The organism is Janthinobacterium sp. BJB401 (assembly GCF_013372745.1).
GTDB classification, from domain to species: Bacteria; Pseudomonadota; Gammaproteobacteria; order Burkholderiales; family Burkholderiaceae_D; genus Janthinobacterium; species Janthinobacterium rivuli.
Genome location: NZ_JABXFH010000012.1, coordinates 42,137 through 61,523, shown reverse-complemented (window position 1 = coordinate 61,523; position 19,387 = coordinate 42,137). Strand labels below are relative to the sequence as shown.

The 19,387-nt window shown below is 62.9% G+C and carries 20 protein-coding genes; 12 read left to right on the top strand and 8 right to left on the bottom strand.

Annotated features, from left to right (window positions below):
* Positions 1 to 28 precede the first annotated feature (28 nt).
* The 7 genes from flgG (at position 29) to HWE17_RS10590 (ending at position 6,419) form a co-directional block, all read left to right on the top strand.
* On the top strand, positions 29 to 817 hold the full coding sequence (gene flgG, locus HWE17_RS10620; RefSeq protein ID WP_167468652.1) for a flagellar basal-body rod protein FlgG: 789 nt from the start codon (positions 29 to 31) through the stop codon (positions 815 to 817).
* A complete protein-coding gene (flgH, locus tag HWE17_RS10615; RefSeq protein WP_176388754.1) occupies positions 817 to 1,491 on the top strand; it encodes a flagellar basal body L-ring protein FlgH in 675 nt (224 codons plus the stop codon). Before flgG ends, flgH begins: the two co-directional genes overlap by 1 nt.
* Before the next feature lie 9 nt (positions 1,492 to 1,500).
* On the top strand, positions 1,501 to 2,613 hold the full coding sequence (locus HWE17_RS10610; RefSeq protein WP_035817993.1) for a flagellar basal body P-ring protein FlgI: 1,113 nt from the start codon (positions 1,501 to 1,503) through the stop codon (positions 2,611 to 2,613).
* A 2-nt stretch (positions 2,614 to 2,615) separates the two neighbouring features.
* Positions 2,616 to 3,005 (top strand): flagellar biosynthesis protein FlgJ, encoded by a 390-nt coding sequence (locus HWE17_RS10605; protein ID WP_369681719.1) that lies wholly within the window; start codon positions 2,616 to 2,618, stop codon positions 3,003 to 3,005.
* An 81-nt stretch (positions 3,006 to 3,086) separates the two neighbouring features.
* On the top strand, positions 3,087 to 4,448 hold the full coding sequence (flgK, locus tag HWE17_RS10600) for a flagellar hook-associated protein FlgK (protein WP_176388752.1): 1,362 nt from the start codon (positions 3,087 to 3,089) through the stop codon (positions 4,446 to 4,448).
* Positions 4,449 to 4,458: 10 nt separating this feature from the next.
* A complete protein-coding gene (gene flgL / locus HWE17_RS10595; RefSeq protein ID WP_035817988.1) occupies positions 4,459 to 5,370 on the top strand; it encodes a flagellar hook-associated protein FlgL in 912 nt (303 codons plus the stop codon).
* 5 nt (positions 5,371 to 5,375) lie between these two features.
* Positions 5,376 to 6,419: a hypothetical protein gene (locus tag HWE17_RS10590; RefSeq protein WP_035817985.1), complete on the top strand. Its 1,044-nt coding sequence runs from the start codon at positions 5,376 to 5,378 to the stop codon at positions 6,417 to 6,419.
* On the opposite strand, the gene HWE17_RS10585 is transcribed toward HWE17_RS10590, so the two are convergent.
* From HWE17_RS10585 to HWE17_RS10575, 3 genes are all read right to left on the bottom strand, one after another.
* Entirely contained in the window at positions 6,416 to 8,590 is a 2,175-nt protein-coding gene (locus HWE17_RS10585; RefSeq protein ID WP_176388751.1) for an EAL domain-containing protein, read from the bottom strand. The genes HWE17_RS10590 and HWE17_RS10585 overlap by 4 nt on opposite strands.
* A gap of 131 nt (positions 8,591 to 8,721) precedes the next feature.
* Positions 8,722 to 9,567 (bottom strand): DUF5672 family protein, encoded by an 846-nt coding sequence (locus HWE17_RS10580; RefSeq protein ID WP_176388750.1) that lies wholly within the window; start codon positions 9,565 to 9,567, stop codon positions 8,722 to 8,724.
* Positions 9,568 to 9,705: 138 nt separating this feature from the next.
* Entirely contained in the window at positions 9,706 to 10,167 is a 462-nt protein-coding gene (locus HWE17_RS10575; RefSeq protein WP_255206190.1) for a hypothetical protein, read from the bottom strand.
* A gap of 182 nt (positions 10,168 to 10,349) precedes the next feature.
* Between HWE17_RS10575 and HWE17_RS10570 the strand changes: the two genes are divergently transcribed.
* The gene (locus HWE17_RS10570; RefSeq protein WP_176388749.1) at positions 10,350 to 10,817 is read left to right on the top strand and encodes a PACE efflux transporter; all 468 of its coding nucleotides are present in this window, start codon (positions 10,350 to 10,352) and stop codon (positions 10,815 to 10,817) included.
* Here the strand turns inward: HWE17_RS10570 and HWE17_RS10565 are convergent.
* Positions 10,793 to 11,674 (bottom strand): LysR family transcriptional regulator, encoded by an 882-nt coding sequence (locus tag HWE17_RS10565; RefSeq protein ID WP_035826890.1) that lies wholly within the window; start codon positions 11,672 to 11,674, stop codon positions 10,793 to 10,795. The two genes, HWE17_RS10570 and HWE17_RS10565, sit on opposite strands and share 25 nt — an antisense overlap.
* Before the next feature lie 101 nt (positions 11,675 to 11,775).
* On the opposite strand from HWE17_RS10565, the gene HWE17_RS10560 reads away from it, so the two are divergent.
* A complete protein-coding gene (locus tag HWE17_RS10560) occupies positions 11,776 to 11,979 on the top strand; it encodes a DUF3460 family protein (RefSeq protein WP_176388748.1) in 204 nt (67 codons plus the stop codon).
* 124 nt (positions 11,980 to 12,103) lie between these two features.
* Here HWE17_RS10560 and HWE17_RS10555 read toward each other — a convergent pair whose 3' ends face one another.
* Positions 12,104 to 12,820 (bottom strand): DUF882 domain-containing protein, encoded by a 717-nt coding sequence (locus HWE17_RS10555; RefSeq protein ID WP_035817975.1) that lies wholly within the window; start codon positions 12,818 to 12,820, stop codon positions 12,104 to 12,106.
* A 132-nt stretch (positions 12,821 to 12,952) separates the two neighbouring features.
* On the bottom strand, positions 12,953 to 13,789 hold the full coding sequence (locus tag HWE17_RS10550) for an EAL domain-containing protein (RefSeq protein WP_176388747.1): 837 nt from the start codon (positions 13,787 to 13,789) through the stop codon (positions 12,953 to 12,955).
* A gap of 232 nt (positions 13,790 to 14,021) precedes the next feature.
* On the opposite strand from HWE17_RS10550, the gene HWE17_RS10545 reads away from it, so the two are divergent.
* Positions 14,022 to 14,846 (top strand): class II glutamine amidotransferase, encoded by an 825-nt coding sequence (locus HWE17_RS10545; RefSeq protein WP_176388746.1) that lies wholly within the window; start codon positions 14,022 to 14,024, stop codon positions 14,844 to 14,846.
* A 65-nt stretch (positions 14,847 to 14,911) separates the two neighbouring features.
* On the opposite strand, the gene HWE17_RS10540 is transcribed toward HWE17_RS10545, so the two are convergent.
* Positions 14,912 to 15,442, bottom strand: a complete 531-nt coding sequence (locus tag HWE17_RS10540; RefSeq protein WP_099402317.1) for a GNAT family N-acetyltransferase — start codon at positions 15,440 to 15,442, stop codon at positions 14,912 to 14,914.
* Between the two features lie 301 nt (positions 15,443 to 15,743).
* On the opposite strand from HWE17_RS10540, the gene HWE17_RS10535 reads away from it, so the two are divergent.
* Positions 15,744 to 16,799 (top strand): sulfate ABC transporter substrate-binding protein, encoded by a 1,056-nt coding sequence (locus tag HWE17_RS10535; RefSeq protein WP_303624610.1) that lies wholly within the window; start codon positions 15,744 to 15,746, stop codon positions 16,797 to 16,799.
* A gap of 42 nt (positions 16,800 to 16,841) precedes the next feature.
* Here the strand turns inward: HWE17_RS10535 and HWE17_RS10530 are convergent, their stop codons facing one another.
* Complete coding sequence (locus HWE17_RS10530; protein ID WP_176388745.1) at positions 16,842 to 17,987, bottom strand: helix-turn-helix transcriptional regulator; 1,146 nt, start codon at positions 17,985 to 17,987, stop codon at positions 16,842 to 16,844.
* Positions 17,988 to 18,146: 159 nt separating this feature from the next.
* Here HWE17_RS10530 and HWE17_RS10525 point away from each other — a divergent pair, with 159 nt between their 5' ends.
* Positions 18,147 to 19,319 carry a hypothetical protein gene (locus tag HWE17_RS10525; RefSeq protein WP_176388744.1) on the top strand — a complete coding sequence of 391 codons (1,173 nt, stop codon included), beginning with the start codon at positions 18,147 to 18,149 and terminating at the stop codon, positions 19,317 to 19,319.
* The last annotated feature ends 68 nt before the right edge of the window (positions 19,320 to 19,387 follow it).

Here is a 19,387-nt window from a genome sequence, read left to right as displayed (position 1 = left end):
AACGCCAACCAATTATCAGGAGTAAACCATGAATCCAGCAATGTGGATCAGCAAGACCGGCGTGCAGGCACAAGATGCCAAACTGCAAGCCATCGCGAATAACCTGGCCAACGTCAACACCGTCGGCTTCAAGCGCGACCGCGTCGTCTTCGAAGACCTTTTTTACCAGGTCGAGCAGCAACCGGGCACACAGCGCGCCGACAATACCCTCTCGCCCTCGGGCGTACAGCTGGGTAACGGTACGCACATGGTCGGCACGCAAAAGGTGTTTACCACCGGTAGCCTGCAAACGACGAGCCGCGAATTCGACGTCGCCATCACCGGCAACGGTTTCCTGCAAGTGCTGCGCCCCAACGGCGAGGCAGCATACACGCGCGCCGGCCAGCTGGGCATCAATGAAAACGGCGTGATGGTCAACGCCCAGGGCTTGCCCCTGGTGCCGCAGATCACCGTGCCGAACAACGCCACAGCCATCACCATCGGTGAAAACGGCATGGTCACGGCCACCGTACCGGGCAATGTCGCCGGTACCGAACTGGGCCAGTTGAACCTCTCCAGCTTCGTCAACCCGACCGGTCTGCTGGCACTCGGTGAAAACCTGTTCCAGGAAACGGCATCGAGCGGCACGCCGACGGAAGGCCGTCCCGGCGAAGGCGCTCTGGGCAAATTGAAGCAGTTCGCGCTGGAAGGCTCGAACGTACAAGTGGTCGAAGAGATGGTCGACATGATCGCAGCCCAGCGCACCTATGAAATGAACACCAAGGTGCTGTCGGCCGCCGACAATATGCTGCAATACCTGGCGCAAGCGGCACGTTGATGAAGGCCGCACTGAAAGCCGGAGCGGCGCTGCTGCTGGTCCTGGCGGCCGGTTGCGCCAGCCAGCCGGTGGCCCCTCTGGCGCCCAGCTTTTCCGATACGCCGCTGCCCGTGGCGCCGCGCAGCGCTGCGCGCGGCGGCATCGCGGGCGGCGTCTTCAATCCTGACGCGGGCCTGGCCCTGACTTCCGACAGCCGCGCCTTCCGCGTCGGCGACGTCGTCACGGTGGCGCTGCAAGAAACCACGCAAGCGAGCAAGAAGGCAGGCACCTCGTTCAACAAGGGCTCGTCCGTCGGCGTGCAGGCGGCCAACATCCTCGGCAAGACTTTCCCCAAGACGGGCATCGACCTGTCGGCCGACCGCAACTTCGCCGGCGACTCGACCAGCACGCAGCAAAACGCACTGTCCGGCGCCATCACCGTGATCGTGCAGGAAGTGCTGCCGAACGGCTTGCTGCGCGTGCAGGGCGAAAAAACCCTGACCCTGAACCAGGGCGAGGAATTCGTGCGCCTGCGCGGCTACCTGCGCGCGGCCGATATCGATTCCAACAACCAGGTGTCATCGTTGCGCATCGCCAATGCGCAGATCGCCTATTCCGGCCAGGGCACCCTGGCCGAAGCCAACAAACCAGGCTGGCTGACGCGCTTCTTCGTCGGCCCATGGATGCCGTTTTAAGGTGAGCTCATGAAATTTCGTTCCGCCCTGCCCCTGGCAGCCATGCTCGCTGCGCTGTCCGGCTTTGCCCTGCCCGCCAGCGCCGCGCAAGTGCTGCGCAACCTGGTCAGCATCGAGGGCGTGCGCGACAACCCGCTGGTCGGCTATGGCCTCGTCGTGGGCCTGAACGGCAGCGGCGACACCACCCAGGTGAAGTTTTCCAGCCAGTCCGTGGTCAACATGCTCAAGCAGTTCGGCGTCAAAATGCCGGACGGCGCCGAATCGAAAAGCAAGAACGTCGCCACCGTCATGGTCAGCGCCGTGTTTCCACCAGGATACCGCCGTGGCCAGGCCATCGACGTCACCGTGTCGTCCCTGGGCGATGCGAAAAGCTTGCGCGGCGGCACCTTGCTGCTGACGCAATTGCGCGCGGCCGACAATGAAACGTATGCGCTGGCGCAAGGCAACGTCGTCGTCGGCGGCCTGAACGCCACCGGCAAGAGCGGCTCGTCCGTTACCGTCAACACGCCCACCTCGGGCCGCATCCCCAACGGCGCCAACATCGAGCGCGAAATCCTCAGCGATTTCTCGACCAAGCCGACCGTCACCCTGAATCTGCGCCATCCGCATTTCGAAACGGCGATCAATATCGTCGAAGCCGTCAACCGCCGCTTTGGCGCCGTCGCCACCACCAGCGACGCCACCAGCGTGGAAGTGCTGGCGCCGGAAAACCCGACTCAGCGCGTGGCCTTCATGGCCAAACTCGAAGCGCTGACCGTCGATGTCGGCGTCGATACGCCGAAAGTGGTCTTCAATTCCCGCACCGGCACCGTGGTCATCGCCGAAGGCTTGCGCGTGAAGGCGGCCGCCGTCACGCACGGCTCGCTCAAGGTCGTCATTTCCGAAAGCTCGGCAGTGAGCCAGCCGGCGCCGTTCGGCCGCGGCCAGACCACCGTCACGCCGCAATCGAAAGTGTCGGTCGACCAGGGCAACGGCAATATGTTCAAATGGCCGGCCGGCGCCAAGCTGCAATCGATCATCGACGTGGTCAACAGCCTGGGCGCCTCGCCCGATGACATCATGGCAATTTTGCAAGCCCTGGATCAAGCCGGGGCCATCGAAGGCGAACTGGTGGTAATTTGATGATTAATTTCAATGACAGCAGCAGCGCCCTGCCCTCGGCGCTCGAGGACAAGTCTCCTGCGGCGGCCACGCCGGCCGATCCCCGCTATGCGGCCAAGGCCACCGAGGCGGCCGTCAAGTTCGAAGCCTTCTTCATCTCGCACATGCTGCGCCAGATGCGCTCGGGCACGCGCGAGATGGCCGGCGAAGACAGCGTCTTCAAGGACCCCGTCAACAGCGACATGCTGGAAATGGCCGACAACCTGGTAGCCGACAAGATGGCCGGCCAGCGCGCCTTCGGCATCGCCGACGCCATTCTGCGCCAGCTGCTTCCGGCGGCCAGCGCGCCCGTGGCAGCCAAAAGCACTGTCAAGACCGACAATATTGCAGCGCCGCTTAATAAAACCGTCTGAAGCGTCGCCTGTACAAGGTAACAACGATTCAAGGCCTGCCCACCCGCACGCGCCACACTCTTCACGAAAGAAACTTGCCCAATGAGCATCATCAGCAATGCATTGTCAGGCAGCATCGCCGCCCAGGCCGCACTGAATGCGGCCAGCCAGAACATCGCCAACCTGCAAACGGCGGGCTACACCCGTCAAGGCGTGCTGTTGTCTTCGCTTGGCGCCACCGCCGGCGTACGCTCGGCCGGCAATGGCGTGGAAGTGTCCGCCCTGCTGCGCTTTGCCGATGCTTATAAAAGCCAGCAAATGTGGCGTGCCGCGTCCGACCAGGGCGCCCGTTCGCAGACCCAGCCTTACCTGACGCAGCTCGAGCGCGTGATGGGCGACGATGCCTCCAGCATCAGCAACGGCATCGACGGCTTTTTCGCCGCGCTCAATGCCTCGGCCGTCGACCCGACCTCGACACCGCTGCGCCAGCAGATCATCACCTCGGCCGACGCCATGTCGCAGCGCTTCAACAGCATCAGCACCGTGATGGGCAACCAATTGCTGTCGCTGCAGCAACAACGCGCAGCGATCGTGCCGCAAGCCAATACCACCCTGGCCAATATCGCCGCACTGAACCAGCGCATCAGCACCTCCGCGGCCTCGGGCACGAACGTGTCATCGCTGATGGATGCGCGCGACCAGCTGATCGATGGCCTGGCCGCGCAAATGGGCATCGACGTCCTCGACCAGCCGGACGGCTCGCGCAATATCTCGCTGAAATCGGGCCAGCCGCTGGTCATCGGCAGCCTGGCCGGCACCTTGACCAGCAACATGACGAACACGGGCGAGCAAACCCTGAGCCTTGATTTCGCCAAGTCCTCGTACACCCTCGATCTGGTCGCCATCGGCGGCCAGATGGGCGGCCTGGGCGAATTCGAGAGAAATACCCTGAAACCGCTGCAACAGTCGCTGCAAGACATGGCCACCCAGTTGACCAGCAAGGTCAACGCACAGCTGGCACTGGGCAAGACCATGACCGGCAACCCCGGCGGTCCCCTGCTGGCCTACGCGAATGGCAAGCTGAGCATTACTCCAGGCTTCAACGCCAAGGACCTGGCCCTGTCGCTGACGGGCGCGGCCGGCGACAGCGGCAACTTGCAGAAATTGATCGATATCAAGAATCAATCGATCAATGTGAGCTGGGTGGGTTCCGTCCTGATGAGCGATGCGGATACGCAGCTGGTCGGCAAGCTGGCTATCTACAGCCAGCAGAACCAGGCCCTGCTGAAGACGTCCAACACGGTGCGCGCGCAAGCCATCGACGACTGGAAGTCCACCAGCGGCGTGAACAAGGACGAGGAAGCGATGAACCTGGTCGAATTCCAGAATATGTACCAGGCAAACATGAAAGTCATTTCCGTGGCGAATACCTTGTTTGATGCCACTTTGCAAATGATGGGTTAAGGAGAAGAGCATGCGTGTCGCCAGCAGCCAGTACCAATCGCTGATTAATATTTCTCTTCAGCAAAATCAGGAACGCATCAATTACCTGACCCAGCAAATGTCCTCGGGCTTGCGCATCCAGCTGCCATCGGACGATCCGATAGGCAACGTGCGCATTTCGCGCCTGACGCGCGAGCAAGCCATGGTCGCGCAATACCAGGACAATATCGCCACGGTGAAAGTGCGCCTGCTGAAAAATGAAAACTACCTGTCGAGCATGGTCACCGACATGGGCCAGGTGCGCGACCTGCTGGTGTGGGCCGCCGACGGCAGCAATGCGCCGGACGACCTGAATGCGATGACGCAATCGCTGATCGCCATGCGCGACAGCGTGCTGTACACGGCCAACCTGAAGGACCAGGAAGGCCGCTACATGTTTTCCGGCACGGATACCGACAAGCCGGCCATCGCTTTCAATCCCGCCGCGGCCCCCGGCTTGCGCTACACTTACAACGGCAACACCGCCACGCAGACCGTGGTGGTGGGCAATGGCGTGACGCAGGCGGCCAACGTCGACGTGGACAAACTGCAAGTGTGGCTGAACAAGATCGACCAGGCTATCACCACGCTGGGCGTGCCTGGCGTCAGCCCGAACGACCCAGCCGTGCGCAGCGTGGTGGGCGCGGCGCTCGATGGCACCGATGACGGCATGGATTTACTTTCCGGCAAGATCGCCATCTTTGGCGGCGCGCAAAACATCCTCACCACGCTCTCCGGCAACCTGGCTAATGTATCGCTGTCGAACAACATGGCCTTGTCCGATCTGAAAAAGACCGACATGGGCGCGGCGGCCATTGAACTGACCGGCTACCAGACGGCCCTGCAGGCAACCTATAAAGCCTACGCCAAGGTTGGCACCATTTCCCTGTTTGATCTTCTCTGACCATCATGCAAATCGTTCAGACCTCCTCCTCTTCCGGCGTCAATGCCAAAGGCGCCGGCACCGCGCGCGTCGTCGATGACGCGTCCGCCGCGGTCAAAGGCAGCGCCAGCGCGCGCAGCGAGGCGCCTGCAGCGAGGAGTTCAACGGCGAACCTGCAGCGTGGCCTGAGCAACTGGGATCACCAGTTGCAGGGAGAAATTTCTAACGCGCAACAAACCCTCGACTATCTGGAACGCAGCAGCAGCCAGTTGCAGGCGCTGAAAAGCGAACTGGCGGCCAAGCTGGCCGCGCGCCAGGGCCGCGAAGGACAAGTCGAGGCCAGGGTACGCCAGTTCAGCAATACCTGGCGCCAGCGCGCCAGCGCCTCGGGCGGCTCGCTCGACGCACAGCTCAGCTATACCAGCCCGCAGGCGGCGCAGCAGAACTTCAGCATCCGCGGCCTGACCATGGCCAGCCTGCAGGAAGGCCCGCAGGAAGTGCTGGCCTTTTCCGTCGGCGGCGCGAACCAGGCCTTGCGCTCGGTGAATATCGAACCTGGCCTGAGCCAGAATGAAATCGTCTCGCGCTTCGACCGCGCACTGATGCCGTCCGGCATCGGCGTCAAGCTGGGCGAAAATGGCGAACTGGTATTCAGCACATCGGAAGCGGCCTGGACCAACGTGCGCGACAGCCTGTCCGTGCGCGGCAGCGGCATCCGCTACCCGACCGGCCAGATGAGCCGCGTGCGCACGGATGCGGAACCAGCCGCCATCGCCCCGGAAGAATGGCATACGGGCGACACGGAAGCCCTGCGCGCCACCTTGCAGCAAGTGGTGCAGGCGCTGGCGCGGTTGCAGGCGGCGCGCAGCTCCGTCAGCCTGGCCATGGCGCAAGCGACGGGACGGGTGGCCCGCGCGCAACCGGTACAAGTGCACGTCAGCATGGATACCCTGGCGGAAAACTTCACGGAAAAGGCCAGCCAGCCCGGCTATGAATCGCTGCTGGCGATCAGCTCGGCGCTGGTCGGCATCAGCCGCGAGCGAGTCGTCGCGCTGCTGGGCCTGGATTAAAAACGCCGGCCCGCGGCCAGCATTGCGCTCAGCTGCTCGACAGGCACCGCGCCTGAAAATACATAACCCTGCGCATAATCGCAACCGGCGGCCCGCAGCAAGTCACGCTGCGTGGCCGTTTCCACGCCTTCCGCCACCACTGTCAGGCCCAGCCCCTGCGCCAGACTGATGATGGCCGCGCATACGGCCAGCGCAGCGTCTCCCGGCCCCAGATCCCGCACCAGCGAGCAGTCGAGCTTGAGCACTTCGAGATCGCCCCTTTTCAGGCAGGCCAGCGAGATGTTACCTGCGCCAAAGTCGTCGAGCGCCAGCGCCAGGCCCATGGCGCGCAACTGGCGCAGGCGATCCGTCACCTGGCGCGCCTCGTCGAGCAGCACGGCTTCCGTTGTTTCGATGACGATGGCGCCCGGCGCCAGACCCGCCCGCGCCAGGGCGTTGCCCCAATCCTGGTACAGCGCGGCGTCGCAGCGAAATTCCACGGCCGACTTGTTGATACATACCTGGAACATGGCGCCATGCTCGTCCTGCCACTGGCGCGCCTGGCGTACGACCTGGCGAAACACCCACTCACCGATATCGATGATCAGGCCGTTGGCCTCGGCAAAACCAATGAAATCGGCGGGCAGCAGCAAGCCGCGCAGCGGATGGCGCCAGCGTAACAGCGCCTCGGCCCGCTCGATGGTGCCATCACACAGGCGGATGATGGGCTGGTAATGCACTTCGAACTGGTCCTGCGCCAGCGCCAGGCGCATCTCGCGCACCGTGGCGCGGCGCAGATCGGCCGCCTGCTGCAAGGCCGGCGTGAAATAGCTGTAGCCGTTGCGCCCCGCGCTCTTGGCCGCATACATGGCCTGGTCTGCATGCCGCAGCAAGGTGTCCGGCGCCTCGGCATCGGCCGGATACAGCGCCACGCCCACGCTGGCCGACACTTGCGCCGTGTCGCCATCGAGCGCGAACGGCAGGGCCAGCGCCGTCGTCAATTCCTGCAGCACGCGTTCGATGCCGCCCAGCTGCCCCACGCCGGCCAGGATGACGGTGAACTCGTCGCCGCCCAGGCGCGCGACCGTATCGGTGGCGCGAACATGTGCGCTGATGCGCAGCGCCGCCTGGCGCAGCAGCATGTCGCCCTTCTCGTGGCCGAGGCGGTCATTCACCTGCTTGAAATGGTCGAGGTCGATGAACAGCAGGGCCAGGCAAGCGCCCTCCCGTTTGGCGTGCCGCGCCTCATGTTGCAAGCGGTCGAGGAACATGTGGCGGTTCGGCAATCCCGTCAAGGGATCGAAATTGGCTTGCCGCCAGATGCGCTCGGACGCCGTGCGCTGCGCCGTGATGTCGCTGACCAGCGCCAGCGCGCCCAAATAGGTGCCGCAGGAGTCGAAGATGGGATTGGTGGCCAGGGTGGCCCACAAGGTGCTGCCGTCACGCCGCTGGAACTTGAATTCGTGGCGCTCGACGATGCCATCCTGGCGCCGCGCAATATTGCGCTCCAGGATGGCGCGCCCCTCGTCATCCATGAAGGCGGCCAGCGGCTGGCCCAGCATATCCTCGATCCGGCAACCGAGCATCTGCGCCATCTTCGGATTGACAAAGCTGGTCAGCGCCTGCGCATCGATTTCCCAGATACCCTCCTCGGCGCTGTGCACGATGCGCCGGAAGCGCTCTTCGCTGCGTTCGAGCGCGGCCAGCTTGCCCTCGGCCTGTTCCAGCACCAGCCGCAGCGCCTGACCGTTCGGATCGGCGCTGCCCAGCAGGCTGACGGGCAAGCCGGCCTCGCGCGCGCCGGGACACGGCGGACGCAGCCGTACCTGCAGCTGGATGCGCTCGGGCTCGCTGCTATTGAGCACGCGCTGCACGAACTGCTCGAAATCGTGGCGGAATGCCTCATGCACATAGGATCGGAACAGCACGTGGCCAAGGCGCTCGCGCACCAGGCCGAACAATTCAGCCGCCACCAGGTTGACCTGCACGATCGCGCCATCGATGCCCAGCACGAAATAGGCGACGGGCGCGAGCAGGTATAAATCGTTGAAATAGGCTTGCTCGCGTTCGGCCTTCACCCGTTCCGGGCTGAAGACGCCATCGTCAAGCAAAGACATGGCTGGCCACGGCACGGGGTCGTGGCCATGCAGGGAGGAATCAGGAGCTGAGACCGCATGCGGCGTATTGTCCATGGCTATCCTTTGCACCACCGCCCAGGCAATCAGGCGGACGCTGTCCCGAGACTAGCATGCGCAACGCGCAGTGTCGAGCGATGCATGCCAGCATGACACTTCCGGCACAAGCGTGGCGGCCGTCAGGACGGCTAGGCGCGCGGCGAAGCCGGGCGCGAGCGGCCATGCTTGAGCGCGTGCATGCCTGTCCGCAAGGCAAGCAGGCAAGCATCGCCGAATAACGACGCGCCGCCGTTGAGGCGCCGCCGCAATACCCGTAGCGCCATCCGGTAGCGGCCGGAGCGATACAACTGCTTGATCAGCCCGCGCGCGACTGGCGCATGCAGCGTGGCATCGTCGCACTTGCGCAGGTAGTCGGTCAGTTCCGTGTCGTCCAGCACTTCGCCAAAGTTGAAAAAACCATGGAAACCGAACGTGGGACCGGCCGGCATAATGCCTTCGAAGGCAAAGCTGGAGGCCAGGCCGGCATCGGCGAAACGCACGCCAAACTCCTGGCGCAGCCGGTCGCCATGCAGTTCGCAGATTGCATAATCCTCTGGATGGGGTTGCGTGATGGCCAGCTGCGGCAAGACGTCATATAGCCGCCGCGAACGCAGCGAAAAGCCGCCATTGCCGACGGCCACCGGGCGATGCGACCACGGTGCGCCGATATAATCGCAGTCCAGGAAAGCGTCCTGCCATTGGCGCGCATCGACGATGAAACTGTCCCACTGCATGACGAGCACATGCGTGCCGCTGAAATGGGCGCCCAGCTCATGTACCATGAATGCCGAATACGCTTCCACGCTCTCGATGGGGGCGATCAGTACCTGGCGTATATGCGGGGGCAAATCATGCAGGCGGGAAGTGAACAGCAGGCATTCCTTGAAATCGGCGCCGGCCAGGCAGCGCTCGATGGCAAAGCTGGCCAGCTCGGGATAACGCGTTTCCACGCACACCAGGCTGATGTTGCGAAGGTCCAGTTTATCATTATGCATTACAGGCTTTTCATCGGAGTGCAGGTGGAAGGCGTGCCAGGCGCGGGCATGGCATATTTTGCAACGCCCGCATGATACAGCGCAAACGGGAGCGGGACAAGGGGCATGGCCTCCCGGCCCCATCGGCGTGCGGCCGGCTCAGCGGCCCATGCGGCGGCGGCGCAAGCCGAAATCATGGCCCACCACCAGCAAGGTGCTGGCCACCAGGCTTGATAAGCCCACGATCAGCTGGATCAATTTATCGTCAGGCAAGATCCACAGCGACGAGTCCGGCGTCTCGCAGCCCGTGGCCGCGCTGATCAGGGGAGCGACCCAGGCCGCGTCCGGCGTCACGTCGAGCACGACGGCGCCGTCGGCGCTTGTCTGCATATAGATATCGCCCCCTTCGGCCAGGGTGAAGCAGATGCCCACGCCCGTTTCCGTGGCGCGGATATTGTCCTGCATGCTGCGGTTATGTTCTTCGATCCACACTTCCACGTCGTACGGCGTTTCCAGGTGCTCCCACGGACGGGGGCGGAAACGGGGACGTTCGTCCGCACTGGCCGGCGTGTCGGGAATGTCGGGAACGTCGGGGATGTTGCTGTCTGCTGCGCCTTGCATGCTGGTTGACCTTTTCTGCGGTGATGCGGCGGGACCGGTTGCCTGCCAGCCGCCATTATCCACCGTTCACGGCGCGCATGGTATTCCCATGGCGAATCCATCAGAAAAACTGACATCTATCGACTTTAAAGATCAACATACCTGACTTAAAATACGCGCCATCTCTTCTTTACAGGCTTTACATGCAAGGCATCAAACGCAAAATCGTCTACGTCACCGCCTTTGAAATCATCGGCATGGCCATTTCCACGCTCTGGCTGACCCTGCTTTCGGGCGAGTCGCCCACCAGCACGGGGCCGCTGGCCATCATGATCACCACCATCGCCGTGATCTGGAACCTGCTCTACAACACGGCCTTCGAATACTGGGAAATCCGGCAAGTGTCGCGCACGCGCACGGTCTGGCGCCGCATCCTGCATGCGATCGGCTTCCAGATCACCTTGGTCATCTATCTGATCCCGCTGATCGCCTGGTGGCTCGACATCAGCCTGTGGCAAGCCTTCGTGCTGGACTTTGCCCTGATGCTGATCATCCCGTGCTACAGCTTCATCTTCAACTACTTCTTCGATGGTTTATTCGGCGTGCCCCTGTCGGCGCAGCAGCCAAAGGTAGAGGCGCCCGACGTTCATGCAGCTTCGCTGAGCAACTGAAGAAAGGACCGCGCCGCCATGCCCAGCGGCCGGTCCTTCATCCACACCAGATGGATGGGCACAACCAGGCCATTGCCCGTATTCTTGAACGCCACGCAGCGTACCCGCCCCGCCGCCAGAGAGTGCTGGATGGCCGAGGCGGCAAAGTTGCCCCATCCTAAGCCCGCTTCCACCATGGCCAGCGCCATCGGCAAGCTGTCCGTGCGCCAATAGGACAGCCCCACCACGGGGCGCGCATCGGCCAGGTCGAGTTCGCGGCTGGCAACGATGATCTGGCGCAGATTCACCAATTCCTCGATATACAAGGGCTGGCCCGCCGCGCTGGGCGGATGCTGGGTCGAGATAATCGCCAGCAAGGCATCACTGCCCACCAGCTGGAACTGTTCCTCGTGATTGATGCGTCCGCCAGCAAACGCCATGCAGGCGCTGATGCGCCCCCGGTGCAGCATGTCGAGCACATCATCCTGCGGTGCCGTCAGCACTTCGATGTCAAGCAGCGGATGGCGCTGCGACAGCGCGCGCACGGCGGCCAGGAAGGGCGTATGGTCGAGCTCGGCCGCGATGCCTAGCGAAATGCGGCTTTCCAGTCCCTGCGACAATTCCTGCACGTGCAGGTGCAACTGTTTCAACTGCTCGGCGATCAGGCGCGCATGCGGTATCAGGGCCATGGCGGCCGGCGTCGGCACGGCTTCGCGCGCGCCCCGGTCGAACAGGGTGATGCCCAGTTCCGCCTCGATATTGGCCATCGCCATGCTGACGGCCGACGGCGCCCGCCGCAAGGCGCGCGCGGCGGCCGAGAACGAGCCGCCGTCGACGACGGCCAGGAACAGTTCGATGTTATGGCTGGAGAGTTTCATGAGGAATGTGGAAACTGCGGTGGAAACTGCGGTGGAAAGTGCGGCACTTTCGGACGCGCGGGAGGTCAAACGGGGAACGACAGCAACACTCGGGAGCACACATGCGCCATCGATTGACTTACCGCCGCAGCGGCTACGTTTCCGACTTTACCCGCTTTATCGACGGCTATCTGCAGACGCACCCGGAAGTGCTGGAAAACCAGCGCCGCGGCTGGCGCATCTGGTGGGAGCGGCCCGCCAACCTGCATGAACTGGAACTGATCCACGCCGACAGCGTGCCGGACCCGCCGTATCACTATGACTGATCAAACAAACGCCTGGCAAAACCGTCGCGAGCGGCAGTGATTTGTGGCCAAGAAGCGCAGCTGTGCTATAGCACAGCGAGCATCGCAAGCCGCAAAGCGCGCCAAGCGAGGTTTGGTCAGGTGTTTAGCCTTTCCAGACGCGCTGCAATCCCGTATCGGCATGGATCCAGCCACCGCGCGGGCCGTTGCGGTAATAGAAGCCCACGCCGCCCTGCTTGAAGCTGCGCACGAGCGAACCGAGCACTTCCGCATTCAGGTTCGCCACGCGGATATCGGCGGCGCGGCCGGAAATGTGCAGCGACTGGCGCGCGGCCGGTACGCCCGCTTCGCGCAGGCGGCTGTTCGACTCGGCCGTGCGGTAGCCCGACAAAATCTCCAGCGGCTGCTCGATACCGTAGCGGGCCACGAACGCTTGCGTGCCCCATAGAGTTTCCAGCAGTTTCGGGTCGATGGGCGCCGTCTTCTTGCCGTTCACGTCGCGCAGCAAGTGGCACAGTTCCTGGTAGGCCGAATCGATGACTTCGCCATCTTTCCAGTACAGCAATTTCGCTTTTTCATTGCTGGCCGGGCGCACCACTTCCAGGGTGCGGGGCTTGAGCCAGAATTCCAGGTCCAGCGCTTGCGCATCAAAAATGTCGGGTGGCGGTTCCATCTCGGTGATGACCGAGCGCGATTGCGAGGTGACCGAGCGGTCGATGCTGGCCAGTTGCGTCGGCTGCGGCGGCACGGCCGTACGCGGCGCGCGCGGCTTGGCGCTGGCCGAAGCCGAGGCGGGAGCGGCCGTGCGCGAGGCGCAGCCGATGAGCGGGGTGGCAACCAGGCCCAGCGCGGCCAGGCCCATACCGTGGTGTAGAAAATTTCTGCGCGATGCCATAGTCAGTCCAATATAACGATGGGAATACTATAGCGTATTGTGCCGCGAAGAAAAACCCTCAATGCCTATCGTGTCGCCCTCATTTCAAGGCATTTTGCCTCAGGCGGCAGCTGCGATGGCGACGCCGGCGCCTTTCGCCTGCGCCAGCGCCGTCAATGGCTTGTCGAGCAGATAACCCTGGGCGACGATGGGCAAGCCCGTGATGGCGGCGATGCGCTGCAGCGCGGCCAGCGCGGCCGGCGTGTCGAGGCGTTTAAAAATGACGCGGATTTTCGCCGCATGGCACACGGTGACGAAGCTGGCGACGGCCTGCTCGTCGCTGAGGTTGCCCGCGTCAAGCTTGAACGCATGCGGGTGCAAACGCTCCAGCATGCCCGTGGCCTCCTGCACGCTGGCCACGTTGATGGCCAGGCGGAAACCGTTGCGCCGGTAATTGTCGGCCACGTAGTTAAGCAGCCACCCCTGGTTAGGCGTGACCGTCGGCAATTGCAGCACGATGCGCTCGATGGGCAAGCCCAGCGCGTCGAGGATGCGCTGGAAGGCGTGGCCGTGATTGCTGCTGACGGCGCTCAGCAGACGGTCATGCACGTTCAGATACAGGTCGGCTTCCTCCGCTTCGCTCTGGCGGAAGAAATTGATCGCGTGCAGCATGCGGCACAGCCGGTCCAGCTCCACCGATTCATCGTCGCTGGCCGCATGATCGAGCAAGCGCCACAGCGACAAGCCCTCGTCTGCCTTCGACACGCTACGCGCCAGCCCTTCGAATGCCACCAGCTTGCCGCTGTCCAGTTCGCGCAGTGGCTGGAAAGCGCTGGTCATGGTGCAATTGAAAAAGCGCCCCAGCGCCCTGCCCTCCCCGTCGAGCCAGACGCTGGTGCCGGCCTGGGTTTGGTGCGACAGGCGGGCCAGGTAATTTTTCAGGACGGGAAATGGCATACATGCTCCTTCATCGGGCTGCGCCAGCTGCCTTCACGGGGAAGACGGCGCCAAAGTGTGCAGAGTAAGGCAGCGCCAGGCAAAGGAGAACGAATGGTTTCGCCATTTGATATGCGCCCAGCACATAAGAAATGCGACGGCCAGCGCATAACGATAGACGGAAACATTCCTTCCAGCCACCTGCCCCGGCCTTTACTGTGTTCTTGTACCGATACCATCAGGAAGGGCCGCCATGTGCCAGTTACTCGCAATGAACAGCAGCAAGCCCGCGGCGCTGGGATTTTCCTTTGCCGGCTTTGCCGAACGGGGCGGACGCACGGACGAGCACCGCGACGGCTGGGGCATCGCCTATCATTCCAGTAGCGGCTGCACCCTGCTGACGGATCACCTGGCTGCCATCGATTCGCCGCTGGCGGCCGCGGTGCAGCGGCATCCCGTGAAGGCGAAAAACATCGTCGCGCACATCCGCAAGGCCACCCAAGGCCGCATCGCCCCGGAAAACACTCACCCGTTCGCCCGCGAACTGTGGGGCAAGACCTGGTCGTTCGCCCACAATGGCGACTTGAAAACGTGGCGCGCGCCCGCCAATGCGCACTACCGCGCCAGCGGCGACACGGACAGCGAACAGGCGTTTTGCCACCTGCTGGCCACCTTGCGCACGCAGTTTCCCCTCGGTGAACCTGCGCGCGCCGCCTTGCGCGCCGCCATCGCCGAGGTCGCCACGGAAATCGCTGCGCACGGCACCTTCAATTTCATCCTGTCGGACGGCGAGCTGCTGTTTGCCCACTGTTCCACGCATTTGCACTACGTGATACGCGAATACCCGTTTTCCGTGGCGCAACTGATCGACTGCGAGCGCAGCATCGACTTTCGCCAGCACAACCACCTGGACGACCGCATCGCCGTCATCGCCACGCATCCGCTGACGCAAAACGAGGATTGGCTGGCGTTCGCACCCGGAGAACTGAAACTGTTTGCCGGCGGCACTTTGATGCCGGCAAACCATGCCGCGCCGCAAGGCATGCAACCAGGCGTGTATATCCAGATCAGTTACTGAAGGGAATATTCAAATGGAGGAAAGGGCCCGCCGCCGGATGGGCGGGCTGAAGTGCAAAAAAGCCGTCAGGCCGAATTGCAGTTGCAAAAGCGTTTGCGCTTGGGGTCACCGCTGGCGATACCCGCGGGATCAATCTGTTTCCAGCAAAAAATCGTTTCCACGCCATATGGCGACCGCACATTGCCCGCCTCGACATACCCCTGCTTGACGAAAAAGGCCTGGCTGCTGGCCGTGCTGTGCAGTTGCAGGGCCTTGATGCCCCACTCGCGCGCCTGCGCCTCCAGTTGCTCGACCAACGCCTTGCCCGCGCCGCGGCCTTGCGCCTCGGGCAACAGGTAGCACAGGGCCAGCTTGCCGGCGCGCGTCAGCAAGCCGACGCCGACCACGGCGCCCGCCTCGACTGCGACCAGCGAAAAATTGGTGGGCGACGCGAACCAGCACGCCACCATCTGCGGTGTTTTATTGCCCAGCCAAGCTTCCAGGATGGCCGGATCGTCCCGATGATCGAGGCTGCAGCATTCGACGATGGAGCGTCGTAATACGTTGCACGCCTCGAAAGCGTCGGTCGATGTTGCAATACGAATTTCAAGACTCATGTACGCTCACAAAATATTCCAGTTGCCGATGCAGACGGTTCTACCCCTGTATCGTGCGATTCGACTATACACCAAGCGGCGCTTTCGGGTTTTTTGCCGCACGCCACGGGCCGGTTTTGCCTATGGCGCGATGCCTGCAGACTAAGTGCTGATGCGCATCTTGCCCACGAATGTTTCCAGAAATCGATATCTGTTTTTTAGCGCAAACGGGAATCGAATCTAAGCATATTACGAAAAATTCGTTTCTTTTCCGGCCGGAATTTTAGACTATGTCTATCTATTCTCACAACAAGAGTTCAACATGACCCATTCCAACGCCGTATCGACTGCCGCAGCAGCGCTCACCCAACGCTCGCGCCGCTGGTTCCTGGCCAGCGCCCTGGCCGCTTCCGCTGCCGCCATGAGCTTGCCGATGGCCGCCAGCGCCGCCGAACCGGTGGTCTTGCTGAACGCGTCCTACGACGTGATGCGCGAACTATTCAAGGATGTAAATCCAGCATTTATTGCTGATTGGAAAGCCAAAACGGGCGAAACGATTACCATCAAGCAATCGCACGGCGGTTCCAGCAAGCAGGCGCGCTCCGTCGCCGATGGCCTGGAAGCGTCCGTCGTGACGATGAACCAGGCCAATGACATCGACATCCTCGTCGACCGCGGCCTCGTGGTGGCCGACTGGGCCAAGAAATTCCCGAACAATGCGGCGCCGTTCTACTCGACCATGGTGTACCTGGTGCGCAAAGGCAACCCGAAACACATCAAGGATTGGGACGACCTGGCCAAGCCCGGCATCAAGGTCATCGTGCCAAACCCGAAAACCTCGGGCAACGGCCGCTACACCTACCTGGCGGCCTGGGGCTATGCCGTGAAAAAAGGCGGCAGCGAAGCGCAGGCGCGCGAGCTCGTCACCAAGCTGTTCAAGAACGTGCCCGTGCTCGATGGCGGCGGCCGCGGCGCCACCACCACCTTCACGCAACGTGAAATCGGCGACGTGCTGGTGACGTTTGAAAATGAAGTGCAACTGGTGCGCGCCGAGTTCGGCGACAACTTTGAAGTGGTGTATCCAAGCATCTCGATCCTGGCCGAGTCGCCGGTGGCCGTCGTCGACAAGGTCGTCGACCGCCGGGGCGTGCGCAAGGAAGCCACGGCCTACCTGCAATACCTGTACTCGGAAGCAGGCCAGGAACTGGTCGCCAAGCACTACCTGCGCCCCCGTTCGGCAACAGTAGCCAAGAAATACGCGGCCAGCTTCAAGCCGATCACCCTGTTTAGCATCGATGACGTCTTTGGCGGCTGGAAACAGGCGCAAAAGAAACACTTTGACGATGGTGGCGAGTTCGATAAGATTTATCAGAAGTAAATTCGCCGCATCAGCTCAAAACCGGGACATGTCCCGGTTTTTTTATGGCGGCGCGCCAGCTTGCCACTCAAGCGCACTGAACAGGCTGGCGATCTCGCTGCTGCGGTGCGTGCCTGTCTTGGCCAGGATGGCCTGGATCTGGCTGCGCACGGTACTGATGCGCACGCCGTGGCGCAAGGCGTACTCGGCAGGCTCCATGCCATCGGCCAGGGCCAGCGCCAGCGACCACTCCGCACCCGTCAAACCGCATGGCCGCTCGGCCGTGCCGGGCCAATGCCGCAGCCCTGCCCTGAACAGCGGCCGCAAGGACAGCATGGCCAGGCTGGCGCCAGCCCCGTCCGCCTCGCCTATGCGCAAGGGCAGCGGCAGGATGCCGATTTCCAGCACCGGACGGCCTTCTTCATCGCTGGCATACAAGGGAGCTGGACGCTGGCACGCCAGTCCCACGCAGGCCTGGCGCACGCGCTGCGCCAATTGCTGTTGCAAGGGACTCATGCGCACAGCCACCTTACCGCCGTGCATGGTGATCACGGAGGCGAGCGGCGACGTGGCGGCCAGCAGCCGCTGCGCCGCCACATTCATGAAAACCAGCCGCAGGCAAGCATCGGCCAGCAAGATGGCGCGCGGCAAGGCATCGAGCGCCTCCCAGGCCAGCGCGCCATGCGCCTGGGCTTGCTGCGCCGTATCGCGCAGGCGAAACACATTCGGCAGATGGTCGAGCACGCGCTGCAGCTGGCCCCGCGTGTTCCCGTCATACGGCCCCTGGCCGGCGGCGCGGTGCGCGGACAGGATGGTGAGCGCGCCGCTGTCGCGCACGACGCCGCTGCAGGAATAGCGCACGCCCGCGCGCAAATAGAAATCCTGGAAATACTCGCTGCGCGCCACGGCCTGCTCGCTGAAATAATCCTGCATCAGATGCATGCGCCCGGGCGGCGCCCGCGTGAGCACCGCATAGCCTGGGTCGAGCGCGTGGTAGTAGCGCCGGTAGCCGTCCTCCCAGGCGCCCTGATCCAGCCCGGTCACATAGCCGCGCGACGGCACCGCGCCCGTTTCCGCCTTCAGGAAACAGCAGGCGACGTCGCCGCCCGCCAGCCGGGCGAACGCGCGCATGGCCACGCTCCACTGCAATGGCTCCAATGCCGCCCGGTAAAAAGCGGCGATAACGGCATCCGCGCCGTCCTTGTCCATCGTTCCCTACCTGTAAAAAAACCGGCAAACCAGTGCGCATCCTTCACTTGAAGGATGCGCGGCAACGCTCCGGCACGCACCATGGCATCGACGGCTGCCGCCATGCGCATGCCATCGCCAGTGTTTTCCGCAACTTCGTCCTCATCAAGGAGCAGCATCATGCCTTCAATCGATACCGGTCGCCGCACTCTCCACTTGATCCACGCAGGCAGCAAACCCTTGCGCATGGCCGCGAGCGCCTCCCTCCTGCTGGCGCTGTCCGGCTGCGCCAACCTGCACACCATCAACCGCACGACGGAACTGCCGGGCAATGGCAAGGCCATCCATCTCGACGCCCCCCAGCGCCTCGTGTATTCCAATGCCAAAGGACATACCTGTGCGGAGCCAACACCGGATGCCCTGCAAGCCTATATTTCGTCCGCCGGCGCCGGCGTTAACAGCGGCCAGAACGCCGCCTCCATTTCAACCGCCCTGAGCGCCAATGCCGCCAGCGTCGGCTTGCATTCGCAATCGATCACCCTGATGCGCGAACACCTGTTCCGTATCTGCGAATACGCGCAAAACAAGTCGATCAACCCTGCCGACACCATGCTGCTGATGGAACGCTCGCAAGACCTGACAATGGGCGTGCTCGCCATCGAACAGCTAACGGGTGCGGTCGTGGCGCGCCAGCCGGCATTGACGGGACAAGGCCAGTCCACCGCATCGGCTGGCGTCCTGGCAACCCAGGCGCAGCTTGACAAGGCGGAAGAACGCCTCGCCGAGCGCGAAGGCGACCTCGACGATGTGCGCGATGCGCGCATTGCCCAAGCCAGCGCAAACGAGCAGGCACAACAAGCTCTGCGGGACGCAGCCAAGGCAGATCCCAAAAAAACAGCGGCCGAAATTAAGACCTTGCAGGATGCGGCAAGTTCCGCACAGCTGAAATTGAGCCAGCTCGATGCGCGTCTGGCCGCCGCCCAGCAGGCCGTCGACAAGGCCGCAAGCGAAAGAGATACCCTGGAGAAAAAGCTCGACGCGGCGTTGGCCGACAGCAGCGCATCGGCAGCGGGAAAGGCACAGTTCAGCGGCGGCCGAGGCCACAGCAATGTGTCGCCCGCCACGGCGCGCCATCTGGCCAGGGCCAGCGTCGAGATCGTGAAAGCCGTGCTGGAGAAAGGTCACATGATCGACAACTGCATCAATTTCATGAGTGCCATACGAGAACGGCGGCAGGAGCGCAGCGACGCGCCATTTCAGGCCACGACGGCGCTGTGCGCAAAGGTATTCGAGGCGGCCATCAAAAAAAACCTGGAGAACCCGGATCAAAAAACACTGATGATGACGGAATGAAAACAGCGTGCATCGGAACACTTTCGCATATCGATATGCGCATCGATTCGTGGTCAAAACTCCGCACG

Coding starts and splice junctions, on each gene's coding strand:
- HWE17_RS10575 (WP_255206190.1), bottom strand. CDS start 10,167: ATGCAAGGCGCAGCAGACAGCAACATCCCCGACGTTCCCGACATTCCC.
- flgG (WP_167468652.1), top strand. CDS start 29: ATGAATCCAGCAATGTGGATCAGCAAGACCGGCGTGCAGGCACAAGAT.
- HWE17_RS10540 (WP_099402317.1), bottom strand. CDS start 15,442: ATGAGTCTTGAAATTCGTATTGCAACATCGACCGACGCTTTCGAGGCG.
- HWE17_RS10525 (WP_176388744.1), top strand. CDS start 18,147: ATGCCTTCAATCGATACCGGTCGCCGCACTCTCCACTTGATCCACGCA.
- HWE17_RS10535 (WP_303624610.1), top strand. CDS start 15,744: ATGACCCATTCCAACGCCGTATCGACTGCCGCAGCAGCGCTCACCCAA.
- HWE17_RS10550 (WP_176388747.1), bottom strand. CDS start 13,789: ATGCCATTTCCCGTCCTGAAAAATTACCTGGCCCGCCTGTCGCACCAA.
- HWE17_RS10610 (WP_035817993.1), top strand. CDS start 1,501: ATGAAATTTCGTTCCGCCCTGCCCCTGGCAGCCATGCTCGCTGCGCTG.
- HWE17_RS10530 (WP_176388745.1), bottom strand. CDS start 17,987: ATGGACAAGGACGGCGCGGATGCCGTTATCGCCGCTTTTTACCGGGCG.
- flgK (WP_176388752.1), top strand. CDS start 3,087: ATGAGCATCATCAGCAATGCATTGTCAGGCAGCATCGCCGCCCAGGCC.
- HWE17_RS10545 (WP_176388746.1), top strand. CDS start 14,022: ATGTGCCAGTTACTCGCAATGAACAGCAGCAAGCCCGCGGCGCTGGGA.
- HWE17_RS10570 (WP_176388749.1), top strand. CDS start 10,350: ATGCAAGGCATCAAACGCAAAATCGTCTACGTCACCGCCTTTGAAATC.
- HWE17_RS10585 (WP_176388751.1), bottom strand. CDS start 8,590: ATGGACAATACGCCGCATGCGGTCTCAGCTCCTGATTCCTCCCTGCAT.
- flgL (WP_035817988.1), top strand. CDS start 4,459: ATGCGTGTCGCCAGCAGCCAGTACCAATCGCTGATTAATATTTCTCTT.
- HWE17_RS10565 (WP_035826890.1), bottom strand. CDS start 11,674: ATGAAACTCTCCAGCCATAACATCGAACTGTTCCTGGCCGTCGTCGAC.
- HWE17_RS10560 (WP_176388748.1), top strand. CDS start 11,776: ATGCGCCATCGATTGACTTACCGCCGCAGCGGCTACGTTTCCGACTTT.
- flgH (WP_176388754.1), top strand. CDS start 817: ATGAAGGCCGCACTGAAAGCCGGAGCGGCGCTGCTGCTGGTCCTGGCG.
- HWE17_RS10590 (WP_035817985.1), top strand. CDS start 5,376: ATGCAAATCGTTCAGACCTCCTCCTCTTCCGGCGTCAATGCCAAAGGC.
- HWE17_RS10580 (WP_176388750.1), bottom strand. CDS start 9,567: ATGCATAATGATAAACTGGACCTTCGCAACATCAGCCTGGTGTGCGTG.
- HWE17_RS10555 (WP_035817975.1), bottom strand. CDS start 12,820: ATGGGCCTGGCCGCGCTGGGCCTGGTTGCCACCCCGCTCATCGGCTGC.